This window comes from Trichormus variabilis 0441, from assembly GCF_009856605.1.
Lineage (GTDB): Bacteria > Cyanobacteriota > Cyanobacteriia > Cyanobacteriales > Nostocaceae > Trichormus > Trichormus variabilis.
Window position 1 is genome coordinate 3,293,420 of record NZ_CP047242.1, and the last position, 21,690, is coordinate 3,315,109.

At 40.5% G+C, this 21,690-nt stretch carries 10 protein-coding genes; all 10 read left to right on the plus strand.

Annotated elements, in window-relative coordinates; genetic code table 11:
- Window positions 1-19: 19 nt before the first annotated feature.
- The 10 genes from GSQ19_RS13355 (at window position 20) to GSQ19_RS13400 (ending at window position 21,605) form a co-directional block, all read left to right on the plus strand.
- Complete coding sequence (locus GSQ19_RS13355; protein ID WP_011318426.1) at window positions 20-10,516, plus strand: non-ribosomal peptide synthetase; 10,497 nt, start codon at window positions 20-22, stop codon at window positions 10,514-10,516.
- A gap of 265 nt (window positions 10,517-10,781) precedes the next feature.
- Entirely contained in the window at window positions 10,782-11,579 is a 798-nt protein-coding gene (locus GSQ19_RS13360; RefSeq protein ID WP_011318427.1) for a 2OG-Fe(II)-dependent halogenase WelO5 family protein, read from the plus strand.
- 55 nt (window positions 11,580-11,634) lie between these two features.
- On the plus strand, window positions 11,635-12,741 hold the full coding sequence (locus GSQ19_RS13365; protein WP_011318428.1) for a zinc-binding dehydrogenase: 1,107 nt from the start codon (window positions 11,635-11,637) through the stop codon (window positions 12,739-12,741).
- A 275-nt stretch (window positions 12,742-13,016) separates the two neighbouring features.
- Window positions 13,017-13,853, plus strand: coding sequence for a pyrroline-5-carboxylate reductase (gene proC / locus GSQ19_RS13370; protein ID WP_041456688.1), 837 nt, complete (start codon window positions 13,017-13,019; stop codon window positions 13,851-13,853).
- 87 nt (window positions 13,854-13,940) lie between these two features.
- On the plus strand, window positions 13,941-15,950 hold the full coding sequence (locus GSQ19_RS13375) for an ABC transporter ATP-binding protein/permease (RefSeq protein WP_011318430.1): 2,010 nt from the start codon (window positions 13,941-13,943) through the stop codon (window positions 15,948-15,950).
- Window positions 15,951-16,515: 565 nt separating this feature from the next.
- Window positions 16,516-16,659 (plus strand): microviridin/marinostatin family tricyclic proteinase inhibitor, encoded by a 144-nt coding sequence (locus GSQ19_RS13380; protein ID WP_104009901.1) that lies wholly within the window; start codon window positions 16,516-16,518, stop codon window positions 16,657-16,659.
- Window positions 16,660-16,944: 285 nt separating this feature from the next.
- Window positions 16,945-17,928 (plus strand): MvdC family ATP-grasp ribosomal peptide maturase, encoded by a 984-nt coding sequence (locus GSQ19_RS13385; protein WP_011318431.1) that lies wholly within the window; start codon window positions 16,945-16,947, stop codon window positions 17,926-17,928.
- Window positions 17,929-17,935: 7 nt separating this feature from the next.
- Window positions 17,936-18,913 carry an MvdD family ATP-grasp ribosomal peptide maturase gene (locus GSQ19_RS13390; RefSeq protein ID WP_011318432.1) on the plus strand — a complete coding sequence of 326 codons (978 nt, stop codon included), beginning with the start codon at window positions 17,936-17,938 and terminating at the stop codon, window positions 18,911-18,913.
- A gap of 86 nt (window positions 18,914-18,999) precedes the next feature.
- Complete coding sequence (locus tag GSQ19_RS13395) at window positions 19,000-21,060, plus strand: patatin-like phospholipase family protein (RefSeq protein WP_011318433.1); 2,061 nt, start codon at window positions 19,000-19,002, stop codon at window positions 21,058-21,060.
- Between the two features lie 137 nt (window positions 21,061-21,197).
- Complete coding sequence (locus GSQ19_RS13400) at window positions 21,198-21,605, plus strand: hypothetical protein (protein WP_011318434.1); 408 nt, start codon at window positions 21,198-21,200, stop codon at window positions 21,603-21,605.
- Window positions 21,606-21,690: the final 85 nt, after the last annotated feature.

Genomic DNA, 21,690 nt, shown 5'->3' on the forward strand with positions numbered 1-21,690 from the left:
GAGTGGAGGTAAGATTGCTGTGAATATTGAACAATTGGTGTTTGATTTAAATCAAAAAGGTGTGAAGTTGTGGGTTGAAGGTGAGCAGTTACGCGCTAATGCTCCCAAGGGAGTATTAACCCTAGAAACTCGTGATTTATTAGCCAAAAATAAAGCAGAACTTATTTCGTTACTGCACGAAAAAACTACTAACACCAACAAAGATTTATCCCTAATCACAACCGAACGTCCTCAGCACTTACCTCTTTCTTTTGCCCAAGAACAACTTTGGTTATTAAACCAGTTGGAACCAAATAACCCCTTCTACAATGAACAAGTAGCTTTAAAACTTCATGGTCAGTTGAACATTGTGGCACTAGAGCAAAGCCTCAATATAGTGGTCGCTCGCCACGAAGTATTACGTACTAACTTTCACACTATCAATGAGCAACCAGTCCAGGTAATTGCTGATAGTTTAAATTTAAGTTTGCCAATAGTAGATTTAACTCATTTACCTGTCAATGAAAGAGAAATTGCTTGCCAAAAATTAGCTTCCCAAGAAGCTAATCACCCCTTTGACCTGGTTAATTCTCCTTTAGTTCGAGCTTCTGTGATTAAACTTACAGAGGTGGAACACGCTTTACTAATCACAATACATCACATTATTTTTGATGGTTGGTCAATGGGCGTATTAATGGGCGAGTTAGCAACAATTTACTCAGCATTATGTAATAGTTCATCCCCAAATTTGCCTGAGTTACCAATTCAGTATGCTGACTTTGCTATTTGGCAACGTCAACGCTTGCAAAAGGAAGCACTGCAAACCCAACTTGATTACTGGAAGCAACAACTCAAAAATGCTCCCAACTTACTAGAGTTACCCACAGACAGACCAAGACCAGCCATTCAAACTTATCGGGGTGCAACTCACTATGTGGAATTATCAAATGAACTCAGCCAAGCCCTGACCCAATTCAGTAGGCAAGAGGGAGCTACCCTATTCATGACGCTGTTTACAGCTTATGCCACTTTGCTTCATCGCTACACAGGACAAGATGACATTGTGGTGGGTACGCCTCTGGCTAACCGCGATCGCCTGGAGCTTGAAGGGTTAATTGGCTTTTTTGTCAATACTTTAGTTTTACGTGCTGATTTATCTGGCAATCCCAGTTTTCAGGAGTTGCTGAGTCGAGTGCGACGGGTGACGCTGCAAGCTTACACTCATCCAGATTTGCCCTTTGAAGAGTTGGTTAAGGCATTGCAGCCACAGCGAGACCTCAGCCATACACCACTGTTTCAGGTGATGTTTGTCTTGGAAAATGCACCGACATCTGAGGCAGAACTGGCTGGGCTAACCCTGAGTCCATTGGGGACACAAAGGACAACGGCTAAGTTTGATTTGACTTTATTTATTAAAAATACTCCCTCTGGGCTATTAGCTATATGGCAATACAACACAGACTTGTTTGACTCCAGCACCATAGAACGGATGGCAGGTCATTTTGTCACCTTACTTGCAGGTGTTGTTGCCAACCCACAGCAACAAATTTCCCAATTGCCCTTGCTGACACAAGTTGAGCAACAACAGTTGTTAGTAGAGTGGAATAATACTCAGGTAAATTATCCCCCTCATCAATCTATCTCTCAGTTATTTGAGGAACAGGTTCAGCGTACACCCGATGCTGTAGCGGTGGAGTTTGGTAATCAACAACTGACTTACTCTCAATTAAATAGCCGCGCTAACCAGTTGGCGCACTACTTGAGGTCTTTAGGCGTTAAACCCGATGTATTGGTAGGGTTATGTGTCGAGCGTTCCTTAGAAATGGTCGTGGGACTATTAGGGATTCTCAAAGCAGGTGGGGCATATCTGCCACTAGACCCAGAGTATCCCACTGAACGCCTGAGTTTTATGTTAGAAGATGCTCAAGTTTCAGTACTACTCACCCAGCAGTTACTCCTCGACAGACTGCCGTCCTATGAAAAGGCAGGGGAGCAGGGAGCAGGGGAGCAGGGGGAAAAATTACTTACAACTTATCAAGCACAACTTGTTTGTTTAGATACTGACTGGCAATTAATTTCTCACTCCAGCCAGGAAAATCCTATCACAGATGTACAAGCAGATAACTTAGGGTATGTAATTTATACCTCTGGTTCTACAGGTAAGCCCAAGGGTGTAGCCATGAATCAGCTTTCCTTGTGCAACTTAATTTTATGGCAACTGCAAAATACAAAAATTTCTCATGGGGCGAAAACCCTGCAATTTGCACCTATTAGCTTTGATGTCTCCTTCCAAGAAATCTTTTCTACTTGGTGTTCTGGTGGGACATTGTTGTTAATTACAGAGGAATTGCGCCGTGATGCTTTGGCTTTGTTGGGTTTGATTCAAGAAAAAGCTGTGGCAAGATTGTTTCTTCCTTTTGTGGCGTTACAGCAATTAGCTGAAGTTGCTGTGGATAGTGGATTAGTTAATAGTCACCTCAAAGAAATCATCACGGCTGGGGAACAGTTGCAGATTACTCCAGTGATCGCTCAATGGTTCAGTCAATTAAATCACTGTACATTACACAATAACTATGGGCCATCGGAAACTCATGTAGCCACTAATTTTACGTTAGATAATTCAGTGGAAACTTGGCCATTACTTCCTCCAATTGGTAAGCCAATTACTAATACAAAAATCTATATCTTAGATAATTATTTACAGCCTGTACCTATCGGTGTACCGGGAGAATTGTACATTGGTGGTGTTTCTCTAGCCAGAGGCTACCTCAAACGCCCTGAGTTGACCCAGGAAAAATTTATCCCTAATCCTTTTGAGCAGGGACAAGGAAGCAGGTTATATAAAACTGGAGATTTAGCCCGCTACTTGCCAGATGGCAATATTGAATACCTTGGGCGTATTGACAATCAAGTAAAAATACGAGGCTTCCGCATTGAGTTAGGGGAAATTGAAGCAGCATTAAGTCAATATAGGGATGTGCAAGCCGCTTGTATCATTCCCCGTGAAGATACCCCCGGTGATAAACGCCTAGTGGCTTACGTGGTAGCACATCAGGATTCTACAACCACAATGGGCGAACTGCGGCAATTTCTCAAAGCCAAGTTACCAGAGTACATGGTTCCCAGCACCTTTGTGATGTTGGATGCCTTACCTCTAACGCCTAGCGGTAAATTAGACCGTCGCGCCTTACCTGCACCGGATTTAGACAACGAAATTACAGACAAATATGTTGCCCCACGGAACCCAACAGAAGAACTGTTAGCCCAAATTTGGGCGCAAGTACTGAAAGTAGAGAAAGTAGGCATTCATGATAACTTCTTTGATCTTGGGGGACATTCCCTACTAGCAACGCAACTCATTTCACGTATCCGCAACGTTTTTAAAGTAGAACTCCCTTTGCGTGAGTTGTTTGCCAGTGCAACAATCAGCGAATTGGCGCGATCGCTTGAGCAGTTACAACAAAATGACTTAGAATTGTCTGCACCGCCCATTGTCCCAAGAACCAAGAATACAGACTTACCACTGTCTTATGCTCAACAGCGTTTATGGTTTTTAGACCAGTTTGAGCCGAATAGCCCTTCTTACAATATTCCTGTAGCTTTGCGTTTAGTGGGAACTCTCAACCAAGCCGCTTTGGAGCAAAGCTTACAAGATATTATTCATCGTCATGAAGCGCTACGCACCAACTTTGTGACGGTTGAGGAAAAAGCGACTCAAGTGATTTGGGGATTGGGGACTGGGGATTGGGGATTGGGGACTGGGGATTGGGGACTGGGGATTATATCAGTTGTTGATTTGCAGCATTTACCTACAACTGAACAAGAAAGTGTTTTACAGGACTTGGCGCAAGAACAGGGGCAAATATCTTTCAATTTGGCCAATGAACCATTAATCAGAGTGACATTAGTGGTGTTATCAGAAACTGAACACGCTTTATTTGTGTGTATGCACCACATTGTTTCTGATGGCTGGTCTATGGGTGTGTTTGTCCAAGAACTAGCCGCCCTGTACGATGCTTATTCCGAAGATAGGCAGTCACCGTTAACACCATTAGCGATTCAGTACGCAGATTTTGCTATTTGGCAGAGAGACTGGTTGCAGGGAGATGTACTACAAAAGCAACTGAGTTACTGGCAGCAACAACTGGCAAATGCTCCTACTTTGTTGTCCCTACCCACAGACAGACCTAGACCATCGGTGCAGACTTTCCCTGGAGCATATCAGGAGTTTGCGCTGTCGGTTGAGTTAACCCAGAAGTTGGTAACACTGAGCCAAGAGCAAGGTTGTACCCTGTTTATGACTCTGTTGGCAGCTTACGATACCCTACTTTATCGCTACACAGGACAATCAGATATTTTGGTGGGTTCGCCAATTGCTAACCGCGATCGCCTGGAGGTTGAAGGGCTAATTGGCTTTTTTGTCAATAGCTTGGTCATGCGTACCAATTTGGCTGGTAATCCCAGTTTCTATGAGTTAATGGGTCGTGTTCGAGATATGGCAATGGATGCCTACGCCCATCAAGACTTGCCTTTTGAAATGCTGGTAGAAGCATTGCAGCCAGAACGTGACCTCAGCCATACACCACTGTTCCAGGTCATGTTTGTTCTGCAAAATACCCCCATGTCCCCCATAGAGTTGACTGGGCTAACGGTGACTCCATTGGTTATAAAAGGCTCCACGGCTAAGTTTGACCTGACATTATCAATGCAGAACACTGACACTGGTCTAGTGGGTGCGTGGGAATACAACACTGATTTGTTTGATGCCAGCACTATCGAGCGTATGGCTGGGCATTTTGTGACATTGCTGGAAGGCATTGTGACCAATCCCCAACAGCGAATCTCCCAATTGCCACTGTTGACAGCCGTGGAACAACAACAATTACTGGTGGAGTGGAACAACACTCAAGTAGAGTATCCCATTGATAAGTGTCTGCATCAGTTGTTTGAGGAGCAAGTCCAGCGCACCCCCCATGCTGTAGCAGTGGAATATGAAAACCAACAACTCACTTATGACCAATTAAATCGCCGCGCCAACCAATTAGCACATTACTTGCAGTCCTTGGGTGTAAAACCAGAGGTGTTGGTAGGTATTTGTGTGGAACGTTCTCTAGATACGGTAGTAGGGCTATTGGGAATACTGAAAGCTGGTGGTGCTTATGTACCCCTTGACCCTAATTATCCGGTTGAACGCCTGAGTTATATGTTGGCAGATTCACAATTACCAATATTACTGACTCAAAAGCACTTATTAAAACAGCTACCAAACAACCAAACACAAACAATTTGCCTAGATGAAGATTGGCAAAAATTGGCTAATTACTCTGATGAAAACCCTTGTAGCCAAGTTAAATCAGACAATTTAGCTTACATAATTTACACTTCTGGTTCTACAGGTAAACCCAAGGGAACTATGATTGTCCATCGTGGAGTGGTGAATTATTTAAGTTGGTGTACAAAAGCTTATGATGTTGCCGCAGGAGTTGGTTCCACTGTCAATTCTTCCCTGAGCTTTGATGCTACTATTACCAGCTTATTTTCTCCTTTATTGGTAGGAGCTAAAGTATTACTTTTACCAGAGGAAGAAGAAATAGAAGCACTGAAAACAGCATTGTGTTCTGGGACTAAGTTTAGCTTGGTAAAAATCACCCCGGCTCATTTAGAAATTCTCAGCCATTTATTTACTTCAGAAGCAGTTAATATTCAAGCCCAAGCATTTATTATTGGCGGGGAAGCTTTATCAGAAAAAATAGCTTCTTTCTGGAAAAAACGCGCACCAGAAACTAAATTGATTAACGAATATGGCCCTACAGAAACCGTCGTAGGATGCTGTATTTACGAGGTGGAAAAACTTGGCTATCCAGGTAGTAATATTCCCATTGGTCGCCCCATAGCCAACACCCAACTTTACATCCTAGATTCACATCTCCAACCAGTACCCATAGGTGTACCAGGTGAATTGTACATTGGCGGGGATGGTGTAGCTAGAGGTTACCTCAATCGCCCAGAACTCACCCAACAAAAATTTATCCCCAATCCTTTTGAGAAGTCACAAGGCAGTAGATTATATAAAACCGGAGATTTAGCACGTTATCTCAGTGATGGTAATATCGAATACCTGGGACGCATTGATGATCAGGTAAAAATTCGCGGCTTCCGTATCGAACTTGGAGAAATTGCCGCAGTTCTCAACACTCACCCCCAAGTTAAACAAGCGGTAATGATTGTTACGGAAGATATTCACGGTAATAAACGGTTAGTGGCTTATGTAGTGACTAGTGATGAGTCTTTAAGCACTAACCAATTGCGGCAATTCCTCAAGCAACAGCTACCGGAATATATGATACCCAGTGGCTTTGTCACCTTAGAAAGCATACCATTAACACCCAATGGCAAAATAGACCGCAAAGCACTACCAACACCTGACGGGGAAATTTACCGGGAAAGTGAATATGTCGCACCGCGAACACCTATAGAGCAAACTTTAACTAATATTTGGCAACAACTTTTATTAAAAGAAAAAGTCAGCATCCACGACAATTTCTTTGAAATTGGTGGTGACTCTATCTTGAGTATTCAAGTTGTTTCTCGCGCCAAAAATGCTGGAATACAAATCACGCCCAAACAGATATTTCAAAACCAAACCATCGCCGAACTTGCTCAGGTGGCGAATACAACGGTCAGTGTTGAATCTAAACAAGGCGTAGTTACTGGAATTGCACCGCTCACACCGATTCAACATTGGTTTTTTGAGCAAAATCAGCAAGATTCACACCACTATAATCAGTCAGTTTTATTACAAGTTCCCAATAATCTGCAAAGTGAATTAATTGCCATAGCCGTGCAGAAATTACTAGAGCATCATGATGCTTTACGTTTAAAATTCACATCCGTTGCAGATGAATACAAACAAACAAATCAAGGGTTGGATGATAGCGTACCTTTTACCGTAGTTGATTTATCATCTGTCCCTAAAGATGAACAAGCACAAACTCTAGAAAAAATTGCCGCCAAATATCAGGCAAGTTTAGACTTGGCAACAGGGGCAATAATGCAAACGGTGATGTTTAACTTGGGTAATGACAGTGATGCCAGGTTACTCATTATTGTGCATCACTTAGCTGTAGATGGTGTAAGTTGGCGCATTTTATTATCGGATTTAGAAGAAATATATCAACAATTAATTACGCCAAAACCTGTAGATTTAAGTGCAAAAACCACAGCATTTATTGATTGGGCAGAAAAATTAAATAATTATGCCCAATCAGCAACTATCAAAGATGAATTAGACTACTGGTTAAACCAATCTTGGTCTGAAATCACACCACTACCATTAGATTATGGTGACATTCCACAAGAAAACACAGTGGGTAATTCTGATTGTGTGTCAGTAATATTAAGCCATCAAGAAACTCAGAGTCTTTTGCTGTCGGCAAATGAAGCTTACAACACACAAATCAATGATATATTGCTCAGTGCTTTAGCAATTTCTATTACAGAGTGGACAGGAAATTCAACGGTAATTGTGGACTTAGAAGGACATGGCCGAGAAGAACTGTTTGCCGATGTAGATTTATCACGGACTGTAGGTTGGTTTACCAGTTTATTTCCTGTGTTATTGCAACTCCCTGCATACAAGCAAACGGGAGAAATTATCAAATCAATCAAGGAGCAATTACGGGCAATTCCTCATCGGGGAATTGGTTATGGTATATTGCGTTACTTGTGTAAAGATAGTAATGTCAAGGAAAAAATCCAGACAGTTCCTACTGCGGAAATCAGTTTTAACTATTTGGGACAATTTGACCAAGTACAATCAGAAACTGGTTGGAAATTTGCCCCAGAAACTACCGGGTCTGTCCAAAGTTTAAAGCAGACTCGTAATCATTTATTAGATATCAATGCTCTGGTAATAGATGGTAAATTACGCATTGAATGGACTTACAATAGTCATGTTCATGCTCGTTCCACAGTAGAGAAATTAGCACAGAGCTATCTTCAAGCGATCGCCTCCATCATAGAACATTGTCAATTAGCAGAAAATAGAGGCTTTACACCAAGCGATTTCCCAGATGCACAGTTAAATCAATCACAACTGGATGAGTTATTAACTCACTTCCCCAGTCACAATATTGAATCAATTTATCAGCTTTCTCCTTCACAACAGGGAATGCTATTCGAGACTTTAGCTGCTTCTGCATCGGGGATACATCTGGAACAGTGCATTTTAAACTTGCAAACAGAAGTAGACGTGTTAGCCTTTGCCAAAGCTTGGCAACGTGTGAGCGATCGCCATTCGATTCTAAGAACGGCTTTTGTGTGGGAAAATCAAAATGAGCCTCTGCAAGTTGTACTCAAGCAAGTGGAACTTCCACTAGAGCAACAAGATTGGCGCGGACTTTCTCCATCCCAGCAGCAGGAAAAATTAGAAACCTATGTCAGTGCAGACCGACTGCACGGTTTCGATATGACTCAAGCGCCTCTGATGCGTTTGGCTCTTTTCCAAGTAGCCTCGAATGCTTATCAATTCGTCTGGACTTCTCACCACATTCTTACAGATGGATGGAGTACACCTCTCATCTTCCAGGAAGTTTTTGCGTTATACACAGCATTTAGCAAAGGTCAAGATTTATCACTGAAGCCCAGTCATCCCTACAGAAATTACATTGCTTGGCTCAAACAGCAGGATTTGTCCCAAGCTGAAGCATTCTGGCGAAACAAACTCCAAGGTTTCAAAAGCCCGACTCCATTGGGAATAGAAGCTGAACCTATGACTTTTTCTGATGGGGAAGAACGCTATGGTGAACAAAAAGCCCGTCTGTCAGCTTCAGCAACAGCAGCATTACAGTCTTTGGTCAGGAAACATCACTTGAGCTTAAATATTCTAGTTCAAGGGGTTTGGGGCTTGCTGTTGAGTCGTTATAGCGGTCTGGAAGATGTGGTATTTGGCGCGACTTTCTCTGGTCGTCCACCAGAATTGGTAGGGTCTGAATCCATGCTGGGTTTATTTATTAACACCTTACCGATGCGGCTGTTGGTTCCTTCCCAAGCGTCACTTTGGTCTTGGCTGAAAGATATCCAAGAGCAAAACTTCACCCAACGCGATTATGAATACTGCTCCCAAGGACAAATTCACGAATGGAGCGAAGTACCAGGCTCATTACCCCTTTATGAGAGTCTTTTAGTTTTTCAAAACTATCCAGTTGATCCATCAGTCATACAATCTGCAAACCATGACAACCAGCAATCTCAAGATCGTTCTATAGGAGCGCAAACAAAATATGCCCTTACCATTCTCGTTAGTCCGACTTCACAGCTAGAGTTTCGCATCATCTATCAGCGATCGCGCTATGATCATCCAGCTATAAACTTAATCTTGGAACATTTTCAGGCTTTATTGAATAGCATTGTTGACCTTCCAGAACAGTCTTTGGCAACCCTGATAGCAAGAATTTCGCCAGAACAAGTTCCCCAAGTCCGAGGGCTACCAAAACTTATTCACAAAGAACAACGCAAAGCCTTTAATGCACCAAGAAATCTCTGGGAATTCCAACTGGTACAAATTTGGGAAGACATTCTAGGCATTCATCCTGTCAGCGTACAAGACAATTTCTTTGAACTTGGGGGTCATTCTCTTCTCGCTGTTCGTCTCGTGTCCCGGATACAAAAACACTTCCAGATAAACTTACCTTTATCTATTTTGTTCCAATATCCCACCATCGAACAACTATCAAGTTTTCTCGATTCCCCAACAGATACCTTGTCTTGGTCTGCTCTAGTTCCTATCAGAAGCAATGGCAATTTATCACCTATATTTTGTGTACATCCTGGCGGAGGAAACGTTCTTTGCTATCACCATCTCGCCTATTATTTGAGTCCAGAAAGACCATTTTATGGGCTGCAATGTGTTGGTTTAAATCCCAAAAATCAACCTCATACTAGTATTGAACAAATGGCAACTCACTATATAAAAGAGTTACAAACTGTTCAACCTCATGGCCCTTATTTCCTCTCTGGATGGTCTTTTGGTGGCTTGGTAGCTTTTGAAATGGCACAGCAACTCTCTCGTCAAGGCGAGCAGATAGCTTTGTTGGCTCTACTAGATACTACACCTCCTGCTCTTAGTTATCGAGGAGAAATAGACTATGCTTTTCTACTAGTTGAGTTATTTAAAGATCAGCTAGAACTCTGTTTAGAAGAACTGCGACAATTTGCCCCAGAGGAGCAAATAACTTATGTCGTGGAACAAGCTAAACAGAAAAATATATTTATCGAAACTTTTGATTTTGATCAAGCTCCTCATCTGCTGAAAATTCTTCAGATCAATGCTCAAGCACTGCAAAATTACCAACCTCAATCTTATTCAGGCTCTATTGTTTTATTAAAAGCTGCTGAGACTGAGGAAGACTTTGAATCTAGCTGGAAGCAACTAGTAGAACAGATAGAAACTGTTGTCGTTCCTGGTAATCATATCAGCATGATGTCACCACCTCATATCCAGAACCTAGTGCAGAAAATTCAAGATTTTCTGGAATAGATATCTACTATTGCATCAATACATAACGCGATGTGCAACTTATTTTTGAAACCCCTCTCCAAACCTCTCCCCGAAGCGGAGAGAGGCTTTGAATCTTGCTCCCCTTCCCTTGCAGGGAAGGGGTTGGGGGTTAGGTTTGAGAGAAAGTCGCACACGGCGTTACATATCTACTAAAAAACAACTGGAAACGTAAATTTACTGTTTCCAAGTTATCAACCAATATCACCAAAAAATCTAACTTCTCCTAGAATGTGAGGCATTTATTATGACTGCTACTTCTCAACAGCTTAAGTCCAAAGTATGGAAAAACAATCAAGAATCTTCCTTAACAACAGAATCTTTAAAAATGCTCTGGGAAAACCAAATTCCTTTAATTCGACTCCAGGAATTTGCTACACCCCAAGAGTGTGAAAACTTAGTAGCCCAGGCTCAATTATTTAACTTTGATAGTTATCAAGATGTGTATCCTAAAATTGAGCGAATTGGCATCACAGTGTTTGAATATAACCAAATTAGCAAGGCGGGTTATTTTCAAGCAGTAGAACAAGCAACTGAATTAAGAGACTTGATTTTGGCAGCCTCTTTTAATCCATTAGAACGCCTAATGGTGAAAATTAGAGAGTGTACAGGCGCGACTGTGCGTATTGCTTCGGAGCTATTATATGGTGGTTATTATGCAGGACTGATCAGAAAAATAGAGCAGGGTACTCAACTTCATGTTGATTATGCTCCATACGAGCAGTCTGGATGGGAAGTTTGTACAATTACTGCTCAACTTTCTTGGAATTTGTATTTGAAGAAAACTGCCAGTAGTCATGGTAAAACGCGTATTTACGATCGCCAATGGCAACCAGGAGATGACCAATATAAGCTCGATTCCTACGGCTATAGTGATACAGTCATTGCAGATGCAGACATGATTACTTTCCAACCTCATGTGGGAGATGTGTTCATTTTTAATACGCGCAACTATCACATTGTTGAGCCGATGGATGGACAACGTATAACTTTCACTTCGGCGATGGGATTACTTCCTAACGGTGAAATTATTTTGTGGTCTTAAAGCTGAACCTGAGAAGATAGGAAGCAATTTGGTAAACAGAGTGAGGAAGTAATTTATGCCCAAGGCTGCTGTGATGAGCGCGCCTAACCAACCAGTTGTAGTGCAACAATTACCAGACCCGATTTTAGAAAAGGGCGGAATCATTGTTGAAACTCTCTATAGTGAAGTTTGTGGCACTGATGTACATTTACTACACGGCCGTTTAGAGGGAGTACCCTATCCCATTATTCCCGGACACTTCTCAGTGGGTCGTGTGGTAGAAACAGGTGGCGCTGTTAGTGATGTTAATAGTAACTTGATTCAGCCTGGTGCGATCGCCACTTTTTTGGATGTTCACGAAACCTGTTACAACTGCTGGTATTGTCTAGTGGCTAAAGCATCCACCCGTTGTCCCCAACGTAAGGTTTATGGTGTCACCTACTCAGCTAAAGAGGGTTTGCTTGGTGGTTGGTCTGAATTGATTTACCTCAAACCAGGAGTGAAAGTTCTCACCCTACCAGCAGAAGTCTCACCAAAGCAATTCATTGCTGGGGGATGTGCTTTACCCACTGCACTACACGCGATTGATAGGGCGCAGATTCAAATTGGTGATGTAGTAGTAGTACAGGGTTGCGGGCCTGTAGGTTTGAGTGTGGCAATTTTAGCTTTACTCTCAGGTGCAGGCAAAGTCATTGTTATTGACAAATTTGAGAGTCGATTAGCCGTTGCCAAATCCTTCGGTGTAGATGAAACTTTGGCCATTAAAGCTGATGATCCACGACAACATATTGAGCGAGTTTTGGAATTAACTAACGGTCACGGTGCTGATGTGATTATTGAAGCCACAGGTATTCCCATTGCTGTGAAAGAAGGCTTGAATATGACCAGAAATGGTGGTCGTTATGTCATTGTTGGGCATTACACAAACACAGGGGAAATTCTCATCAATCCCCACCTAGAAATTAATCTCAAACATATTGATATTCGCGGTACTTGGGGCATTGACTTTAGTCATTTTTATAGAATGATTGAATTACTTAAACGCCACAGTGATCCGAAAAAAAATATTGCTTGGGAAAATTTAATTAGTCGTTCATATACATTAAATGAGATTAATCAGGCGTTGACAGATGTAGAGCGTGGCTCTGTATTAAAAGCAGTAATTCAGCCTAATTTATCTTAAGCGAGTTCGATAAATTCGGAAGAACCCCTCTCCAAACCTCTCCCCTGCAAGGAGAGAGGCTTCAAAACTCTAATTTCTCGTTGAGATTTCAAGATATTTAAGCCCCTCTCCGCGTCGGAGCGAAAAGTCTGTAGCTTGCTTCCCGCAGGGTGCGGAGGTTTCCTCCGATGGCTTCGCCAACGCTAAGAGCGAACAGAACTTTTCAAGAGAGAGGGGTTTGGGGAGAGGTCATCGAATTCACGTTAATTTATCTTAAAAAAATCAGGGGTGCAGCTATGTTGGGAGACTTAAAAATTGCCTTTATCGGCGGTGGTACGATGGGGGAAATGATAATTAGTAGATTGTTATCAACAAAAACTGTTGAAAAATCCGAGCTAATTATTGTTAGTGAGCCATATTCTACACGATGCCTTTATTTAGAAAAAGAATATGGAGTACATACCACCAACTGCAATATAGAAGCTGTGCAAGGTGCATCAATTGTGATTTTGGCAGTGAAACCCCAGGTTTTGCCAGAGGTGATGGCTGTACTAAAAGATCAAATTCCCCCTGATGCTTTAGTAATTAGTATTGTGGGTGGGGCGAGTGTTTCATCTCTTTGCCAAGGCTTAAATCATGGTGCTGTTGTTCGGACAATGCCCAATATTGCAGTACAAGTTGGTCATGGAACTACAGTCTGGAGCGCATCATCAAATGTGACAGAAATACAGCGATCGCACACCCAAATTATTTTACAAGCATTAGGTAAGGAATTTGTTACCCAAAATGAACATTACCTAGATATGGCAACGGCTTTGAGTAGTGCTGGGACAGGATTTGTATTCCTGTACATTGAAGCGATGATTGATGCTGGCGTTCAGATGGGCTTAACTCGCATACAAGCCCAAGAACTAACACTACATACCATTGCCGGCAGTGTAGAACTGATGTTGCAAACTAACGAACATCCAGCAGTTTTACGCAACAAAGTAACTAGTCCTGGGGGAGTGACTGCGGCTGGTATTTACGAGTTAGAAAAAGGTGGGATGCGAACTAGCATTTCTAATGCCTTTTCGACTGCTTTAAGCCGCACTCAACAATTAGGTAATATCAGTTGCAGCATTAGTGGCTAGGCTAATTTTTTCGGTAATTATCTCTGATTATTCAATACTAAAAAATAGTATATCCAACTCTCAAATATTTCACTTGATTTCTCAAATATGCCTACCCAAGTTGTTCAAGCTAAACCAGCAACAAATGCTTTTTTAGATTTTATCCAATTCTGGAAAGATGTCAGGGCGATCGCCGGCCCTTACTGGTATCCTACCAAGCCAGGAGAAAGAGCATTTTCAGACGTTATTCGTGCCTGGGGAATGCTGATTCTCCTCATATTATCAATATTAGCTCTCGTAGGTGTCACCACTTTTAACACTTTTATTCATCGCTATTTAATTGATGTCATTATTCAAGAAAGAAATTATCCTAAATTTGTTGACACCATATTAATTTATGGTGTGGGACTTGTCTTCATAACACTGTTGGTAGGATTTACTAAGTTTATTAGAAAACAAATTTCTCTTGACTGGTATCAATGGCTGAATAATCATATACTGAATAAATATCTGCACAATCGTGCTTACTATAAAATTAACTTTGTACCTGAAATTGATAATCCAGATCAACGGTTATCTCAAGAAATTGAACCAATTACTAGTAGTGCGCTCAGCTTTTCAGCTACTTTCCTAGAGAAAATTCTGGAAATGATCACTTTTTTACTAGTTGTGTGGTCAATTTCTCAACAGATAGCTATTGCTTTGTTAATTTACACTTTTATAGGTAACTTTATCGCTGTTTACTTAAATCAAGAATTAATTAAGATTAATCAGGCAGAACTCGAATCTAAAGCCGATTATAGCTACTCTCTCACTCATGTCCGCAATCACGCTGAGTCAGTAGCTTTTTTTCAAGGAGAAGACCAAGAACAAAATATAATTCAACGCCGATTTACTACTCTCATCAATGATATGAAACACAAAATCAATTGGGAGAGAAATCAGGCAATTTTCAACAGAGGATATCGATCTGCTATTGAACTCCTCACCCTTTTAGTACTCTCACCTTTATATATCAGAGGTGACATTGATTTTGGACAAGTTGGACAAGCGACTACGGCTTGCTATTTCTTTGCTGGTGCTTTGGAAGAATTAATCGCTGAATTTGGTATTTCTGGACGATTTTCTAGTTATGTCCAGCGTTTATCCGAGTTTTCAGATGCTTTACAAGCGGTAGCCAAACCACCAGAGAACGTCGGTACGATTAAAACAATCGAAGAAAATCATTTTGCTTTTGAGAATGTTACCTTACAAACACCAAATTATGAGCAGGTAATAGTCGAAAACTTGTCATTAAACGTCCAGCCTGGAGAGGGTTTATTAATTGTCGGGCCGAGTGGTCGGGGTAAAAGTTCTCTATTGAGGGCGATCGCTGGTTTGTGGAATGCGGGAACAGGTCGTTTGATGCGACCCCCCCTAAACGAAGTTCTATTTTTACCCCAACGTCCTTATATAATTTTAGGAACTTTGCGTGAACAATTACTCTATCCTAAAACTCATCGTCAAATGAGTGATGCAGAACTCAAAGAAGTTTTACAACAAGTTAATCTGCAAAACTTGTTAAGTCGAGTTGACAGCTTTGATACTGAAGTTCCTTGGGAAAATATACTATCCCTGGGAGAACAACAACGCCTCGCTTTCGCACGCCTATTAGTGACTCATCCCAGATTCACCATATTAGATGAAGCAACTAGTGCTTTAGATTTGAAAAACGAAGGACGTTTATATCAACAGCTACAAGAAACGAAAACAACCTTTATTAGTGTTGGACATCGAGAAAGTCTATTTGATTATCATCAATGGGTTCTCGAACTTGTACAAGATTCTAGTTGGCAACTTATGAGAGTTGAAGACTATCGCAATCAAAAACAAGGCATCACTAAACCAATAGTAAATACTCAAGTTACAATTGATATTTCATCTGAAGATGAATCTCCCAATGAGCCAGCAATTAATACAGATGAAAGGCTTAGTCATAAAGAAATGAACTCCTTAACCTACTATTCTGTTTCTACTATTAGAAGTAAGGCAAGTAAAGGAGATACTATCACTACCAGGGACGGTATTACCTATCGCTATGATAAAGATCCTCAGGTGTTGAAATGGGTGAGAGTTTAGGGAATTATAGATAGAAAATTGAACAAACGTAAGTATTTTTAGGGTGGGCATTGCTCACTATATCCGGTTTTTGGTGGGCAATGCCCACCCTACGTATAAGAGGTTATTTATAAAGAAAAAATAAAATTATTGTAGGGTGTGTTAGGCGCTGATTTCCCTGATGATTGCTCACAAAATAACTATCCTCGCGCCTAACGCACCGCCTCACAGATGGTTCGTTACGGCTAAATTTTATTGTCTCTAAATCTCAAATTCTTTCATAGCAGTAACATACCTTACCTAAGATTTCCTTTATAAATAGTCTCTAATTCCTAAATCAAATACTAGTCCTATATTAATTTTCTATTAGTCCGTGTAGGCGGATTTTTTTGTGTGGTGGCAAATTATATTTATTCCTGAATTTTCCGAAATTCACTTAACTGTCTACTGGAGTATCTTAAATGTCCTAACTGTCTTAAATAAATTAATATAATTACCTCTTAACTGTCTTAAATGTCCTTGCACACGTATTTAATTACTGGTATATCTTTAGTTGCTAAAAGAATTTCCCTTAGGAAAAAACACCATGTCTACAAACACCGTCAAAACAGTGAATGTTGCAGTGGTACCGTTCTTTGCCCGTTTCTTGGAAGAGCAAGCTACAGAAGGTACAGATCCGCCTTCTTTCCCTTGGACTTTCAAGTATCCTTCAGATTTGGAAGACCAATAATTCCACTATTTTGTATCTGAAATTAAGGGAATAGTAGTTATCAATTATTTGATAATTACTTAGTGAGAACAACCAACACCAAGAAATAATTCTGTGTTGAAGAACATAGTTAAAGCAGCAAATATGGGAAAATTTCCATCATTTGTTTGTTTCTTGGCAGAATAAATTGCTGAACATCCATACTAAAATTTAGTAGAGATGATCAGCGATTTAAGATAACAACTTTAGATACCCGACTGATTAGAAAGTCGGGTATCTAGAAAAAATTTTAAAAGCGAATATTTTATGCACCTGTCTCGTGATGTTGTTTTATTAATCACTCACAGTGGTGATTTTTTCACAATAGATAGAGTGGCAGAGGCCTTGGCAAAAAAAGGAGTGCAACCGTTTCGTTTAGATACCGACAAGTTTCCTCTACAAGTGCAATTAACAGCACATTTTGACAAGTCTCAAAGCCACCACACTATAGAATATGACAACCACTCTATCAGCACAGAGCAGGTGCAGGCTGTATGGATGCGTCGTATTTGGGAACCAAACCTGAGTCAAGAATTAGCGCCAAAGTTCCAAGAAGCCTGCATTAGAGAATCAAAAGCAACTTTAGATGCTTTTTGGGACAGCCTCAAGGGTGCTAGATGGGTAGATGATTTAGAACGGATAAATTATGCAAATAATAAGCTGCGTCAACTGCGAATTGCGTCTGAGGTAGGTTTTGTTATTCCCCAAACTCTTGTCACCAACAAAGCCCAAGCAGCCAGAGAATTCTTTGGGCAAGTCAACGGCAAAATGGTGAGTAAGCTTTTAACCACTCTTTCCCGGAGTATGGAAGCCAATTCTTCATTTTTCCTTTACACCAGCATCGTTAAAGAAAAAGACTTAGAAGATGCCGAGTCACTACGCTACTGTCCAATGGTTTTTCAAGAGCAAATCCCCAAGCAGATGGAGTTGCGGGTAGTGTATGTAAATGGCCATGTATTTGTGGGGGCGCTGAATGCAGATGTGTATGCAGCAACCAAAGCTGATTGGCGTAAACCAGGTGTTGAAGTGGGCGCATGGCAACACCACCAACTTCCTGATGAATTGGTTCGTCGCCTGCAAGCTTTTATGGGGAAATTTGGGCTGTTATTTGGTTCGTTAGATTTCATTCTCACACCATCAGGGGAATATGTCTTTTTGGAAGTCAACCCCATAGGCGAATGGGGAATGCTGGAGAAAGATTTAGACTTACCGATTGCGAATGCGATCGCAGATATTCTACTTCAAAATTGATACTTTTATGACCGTATTAATCGTTACATTTAGCAATGACAACGAAAGCATTCCTTTAGTAATCAAAGAAATAGAAGCCAGGGGAGAAAAAGCATTTCGCTTTGATACAGATAGATATCCCACCGAAGTTAAGTTAGATATTTACTGCGGTGATACTGAACGGGTAATTATTACTGATGGCGAACAAAAGCTCGATTTGAGTGAGGTATCATCAGTTTGGTATCGGCGGATGCGTTACGGGCAGAAAATCCCCGACTCAATGGACAAGCAATACAGAGATGCGTCTATTCAGGAATGTCGCGTTACTGTCAGGGGTATGATTGCCAGCCTGCCAGGATTTCACTTTGATCAAATGGCAAATGTAGACCGGGCTAATAATAAGCAACTACAGTTGAAAGTTGCCAAAGAAGTTGGACTTTTAACTCCCCGTACCTTAACTTCCAACAATCCCGAAGCTGTGAAGAAATTCGCTCAAGATTGTCCGCAAGGCATCATCACTAAAATGCTTTCTTCCTTCGCTATCTATGATGACCAAGGGCGAGAAAATGTTGTATTTACTACTCCAATTACAAATGACGATTTGGAGAATATGGAAGGACTGTGTTTTTGTCCAATGACGTTTCAAGAAAACATACCGAAGGCACTGGAGTTGAGGACAACTATTGTCGGACACCACGTATTTACTGCCGCAGTGGACTCCCAAAGTTTGCAAGGGTCTACTTATGACTGGCGCAAAGAAGGGAAAAACTTAGCTAAGAATTGGCAGCCTTACAACTTACCAGAAGATATTGAGAAAAAACTACTCAAATTGATGGCTAATTTTGGCTTAAAGTACGGAGCAATTGATATCATTGTCACCCCTGATGGTCGCCATGTATTCCTAGAAGTTAACCCAGTCGGGGAATTTTTCTGGATGGAAATATATCCGCCATACTACCCTATTTCCCAGGCGATCGCCGAAATATTACTAACTCATAAAAGTTAGTATGAGCATTGTTGATGTTGGTTGTTGATATTAATAAATGATTTTTAAATTATACGTATATATTTATATTTGGAGATTAAAAGCTTGTGATAAATCTAGCAAATACACAAACAGTCTTAAAATTTGATGGGATAGATGATTATATAGATTTTGGCAAAAACGATATTGGTGGTGTTTTTGCTCAAGGGAGTTCATGTTTTACGGTTTCAGGATGGATAAATCCTCATAAATTAACAGAAAAATCCACTAGCTATGGAACGCGGAATGTATTTTTTGCTCGTTCTTCAGATCGATACAGTGATAATTTTGAATTCGGTATCAGTGAGACAGGGAGTTTAGATATCTTCATTGATGAAACCATTAGCAAGGGTATCAGAACTTTTGGTAATGGAGAATTAACTATAGGACAATGGCACTTTTTCGCCATTGTTTTTAATAGCGGTCAAATCACAGTATATCTTGATGATCATGAATACAATGACTCTCTGAGAGGTTCATCTTTAAACAAAGCAACAAGCTCTGTAACTTTGGGTGCAACCTTACACAAGCAAGTCTATTTTACAGGACAATTAGCAAACATCAGCGTCTGGAATTATCCATGTACTCAGGTACAAATTAAGACCCATCATTGTGGGCTAATAGTCGGGGATGAACCAGGATTAGTGGCTTACTGGAAATTAGATGAAGGCCAAGGAACAACAGTTAAAAACAAAGCTGGAAAATCTTATCAAGGAAATTTTCGGGGTAATCCTAGCTGGGATTTAGCGCAAATTCCATTTGCAGCACCATTATCCAGTCAAGACGATATCCAGGAGGATGTCCAATTTGAGATAGGAATTATTGCCGAAACAAGTATTTCAACATTAACTACAGATTTATTGGCAGCAACAGTACCGCTAGTTAGTAACAACGAAGACCAAACAATAGAAATTCAATATCCAGAAATAAATAGCGAAAAATCAGAGATTATTGCAAACTTGATCAATCTCCCATCACATGAAGAAGCAAGCAAAACAGACCAAACTGAAGTTCTTGTAAATAGCCAACAATTACAAACATTCATTCAGGCAGAATCGCCAGAAACCATGAATACAAAATCCCGTCCCAGATATAAAATACTTTCCATTGATGGTGGTGGTATTCGGGGCATTATTCCTGCATTACTCTTAGCAGAAATTGAACGACGGACACAAGAGCCTATATTTAGTTTATTTGACTTAATTGCTGGTACTTCAAGCGGCGGAATTTTAGCACTGGGACTAACTAAACCCCGATTAAATTCATCTGAAGAATTGCCCTTAGCTGAATACACCGCTGAAGACCTTGTACAATTATTTCTTGAGTATGGAGTAGAAATATTTTATGAGCCATTATTTGAAAGACTACTTGGCCCGTTAGAAGATATATTTCTCCAGCCAAAATATCCTTCCACAAGCAAAGAAGAAATCTTAAGGCAATATTTGGGTAAAACTCCTCTAGTAAATAATCTTAAAGAAGTTTTTGTCACTAGTTACGATATCGAGCAGCGAATTCCGGTATTTTTTACAAACCAACTAGAAAAACAGCAAATAGAATCTAAGAATTCTCATAATTTATGTGGTAATGTATCCCTCTTAGATGCCGCATTAGCCACTAGTGCTACCCCGACTTATTTTGCTCCTCATCGTATCGTCAGCCCCGAAAATAGTGCGATCGCTTATACTTTAATTGACGGGGGAGTATTTGCTAATAACCCAGCCCATTTAGCTATTTTAGAAGCGCAAATTAGTAGTAAACGCAAAGCCCAAACAGTCCTTAATCAAGAAGATATTTTAGTAGTTTCTTTAGGTACAGGTTCGCCAACAAGTGCTTATCCTTATAAAGAAGTCAAGAATTGGGGACTTTTACAATGGGGAAGACCACTTTTAAATATTGTGTTTGACGGTGGTAGCGGTGTGGTATCTGGAGAATTAGAACAGTTGTTTGAACCTAGCGATAAAGAAGCTAAAAGTTTTTATTATCGCTTTCAAACATTGTTAGATGCAGAGTTAGAAGCAATAGATAATACGAAACTACAAAATACTCGTCAGCTACAAGCTATAGCCCACAAACTGATTTCTGAAAAAAGTCAACAAATCGATGAACTTTGTGAGCTTTTGTTGGGCTAAATCAGGTTTCTTATATCTTGCACCAAACAACTGTCAATGTTATGTGCGGGAAGTAAGATTGTTAATTTCTTTTTTGAAGAAATTAGTCATGACTTTCTTAGTCATTTTTCACCTTATAAAGATAGTAGGTAAATACAATGGATGAACTAGTCAAAAAAATTGCTGCTTTAGGTCTTCCTGGGATTATTTTTGTAGTTGCAACTGCTACATCAGGGGGTAGTGTCGCCGCCGTTGTAACTTTACTCTCATCGTTGGGAGGGCCATTCGGCTTATTAGGAGGTTTAGGACTACTTGGTCTGGTAGGTATTCTAGGAGAATATATTGCGGAATTTGGATTTGAAAACGTTCTCAAGCTCATTTATAAAGAACGTAGCAAAACTGAATCTGTAAGATTTCTGCTCAAAGAAATTAAAGAATTACCCATTACAGATGACTTAAAACTCAAACTCGAACATCATCTTGATTCAGTAGTTGTGACTGAGCCTGGAGAAGAAACCCTTGCGCCAAAAAACATCGAAATTGTTGATGAAGAACCAATAATTTAGTCTATTCGATGTAATTCTCATAACATTTATTTTTAGGGATGTTAAAACATCTTTAATCTCTAAAAGTAAAAATGGCCTCTGAGTT

Excerpts from the sequence above, each read along its gene's own strand:
- GSQ19_RS13360 (WP_011318427.1), top strand. The coding sequence starts at position 10,782 with ATGACTGCTACTTCTCAACAGCTTAAGTCCAAAGTATGGAAAAACAAT.
- GSQ19_RS13365 (WP_011318428.1), top strand. The coding sequence starts at position 11,635 with ATGCCCAAGGCTGCTGTGATGAGCGCGCCTAACCAACCAGTTGTAGTG.
- proC (WP_041456688.1), top strand. The coding sequence starts at position 13,017 with ATGTTGGGAGACTTAAAAATTGCCTTTATCGGCGGTGGTACGATGGGG.
- GSQ19_RS13375 (WP_011318430.1), top strand. The coding sequence starts at position 13,941 with ATGCCTACCCAAGTTGTTCAAGCTAAACCAGCAACAAATGCTTTTTTA.
- GSQ19_RS13380 (WP_104009901.1), top strand. The coding sequence starts at position 16,516 with ATGTCTACAAACACCGTCAAAACAGTGAATGTTGCAGTGGTACCGTTC.
- GSQ19_RS13385 (WP_011318431.1), top strand. The coding sequence starts at position 16,945 with ATGCACCTGTCTCGTGATGTTGTTTTATTAATCACTCACAGTGGTGAT.
- GSQ19_RS13390 (WP_011318432.1), top strand. The coding sequence starts at position 17,936 with ATGACCGTATTAATCGTTACATTTAGCAATGACAACGAAAGCATTCCT.
- GSQ19_RS13400 (WP_011318434.1), top strand. The coding sequence starts at position 21,198 with ATGGATGAACTAGTCAAAAAAATTGCTGCTTTAGGTCTTCCTGGGATT.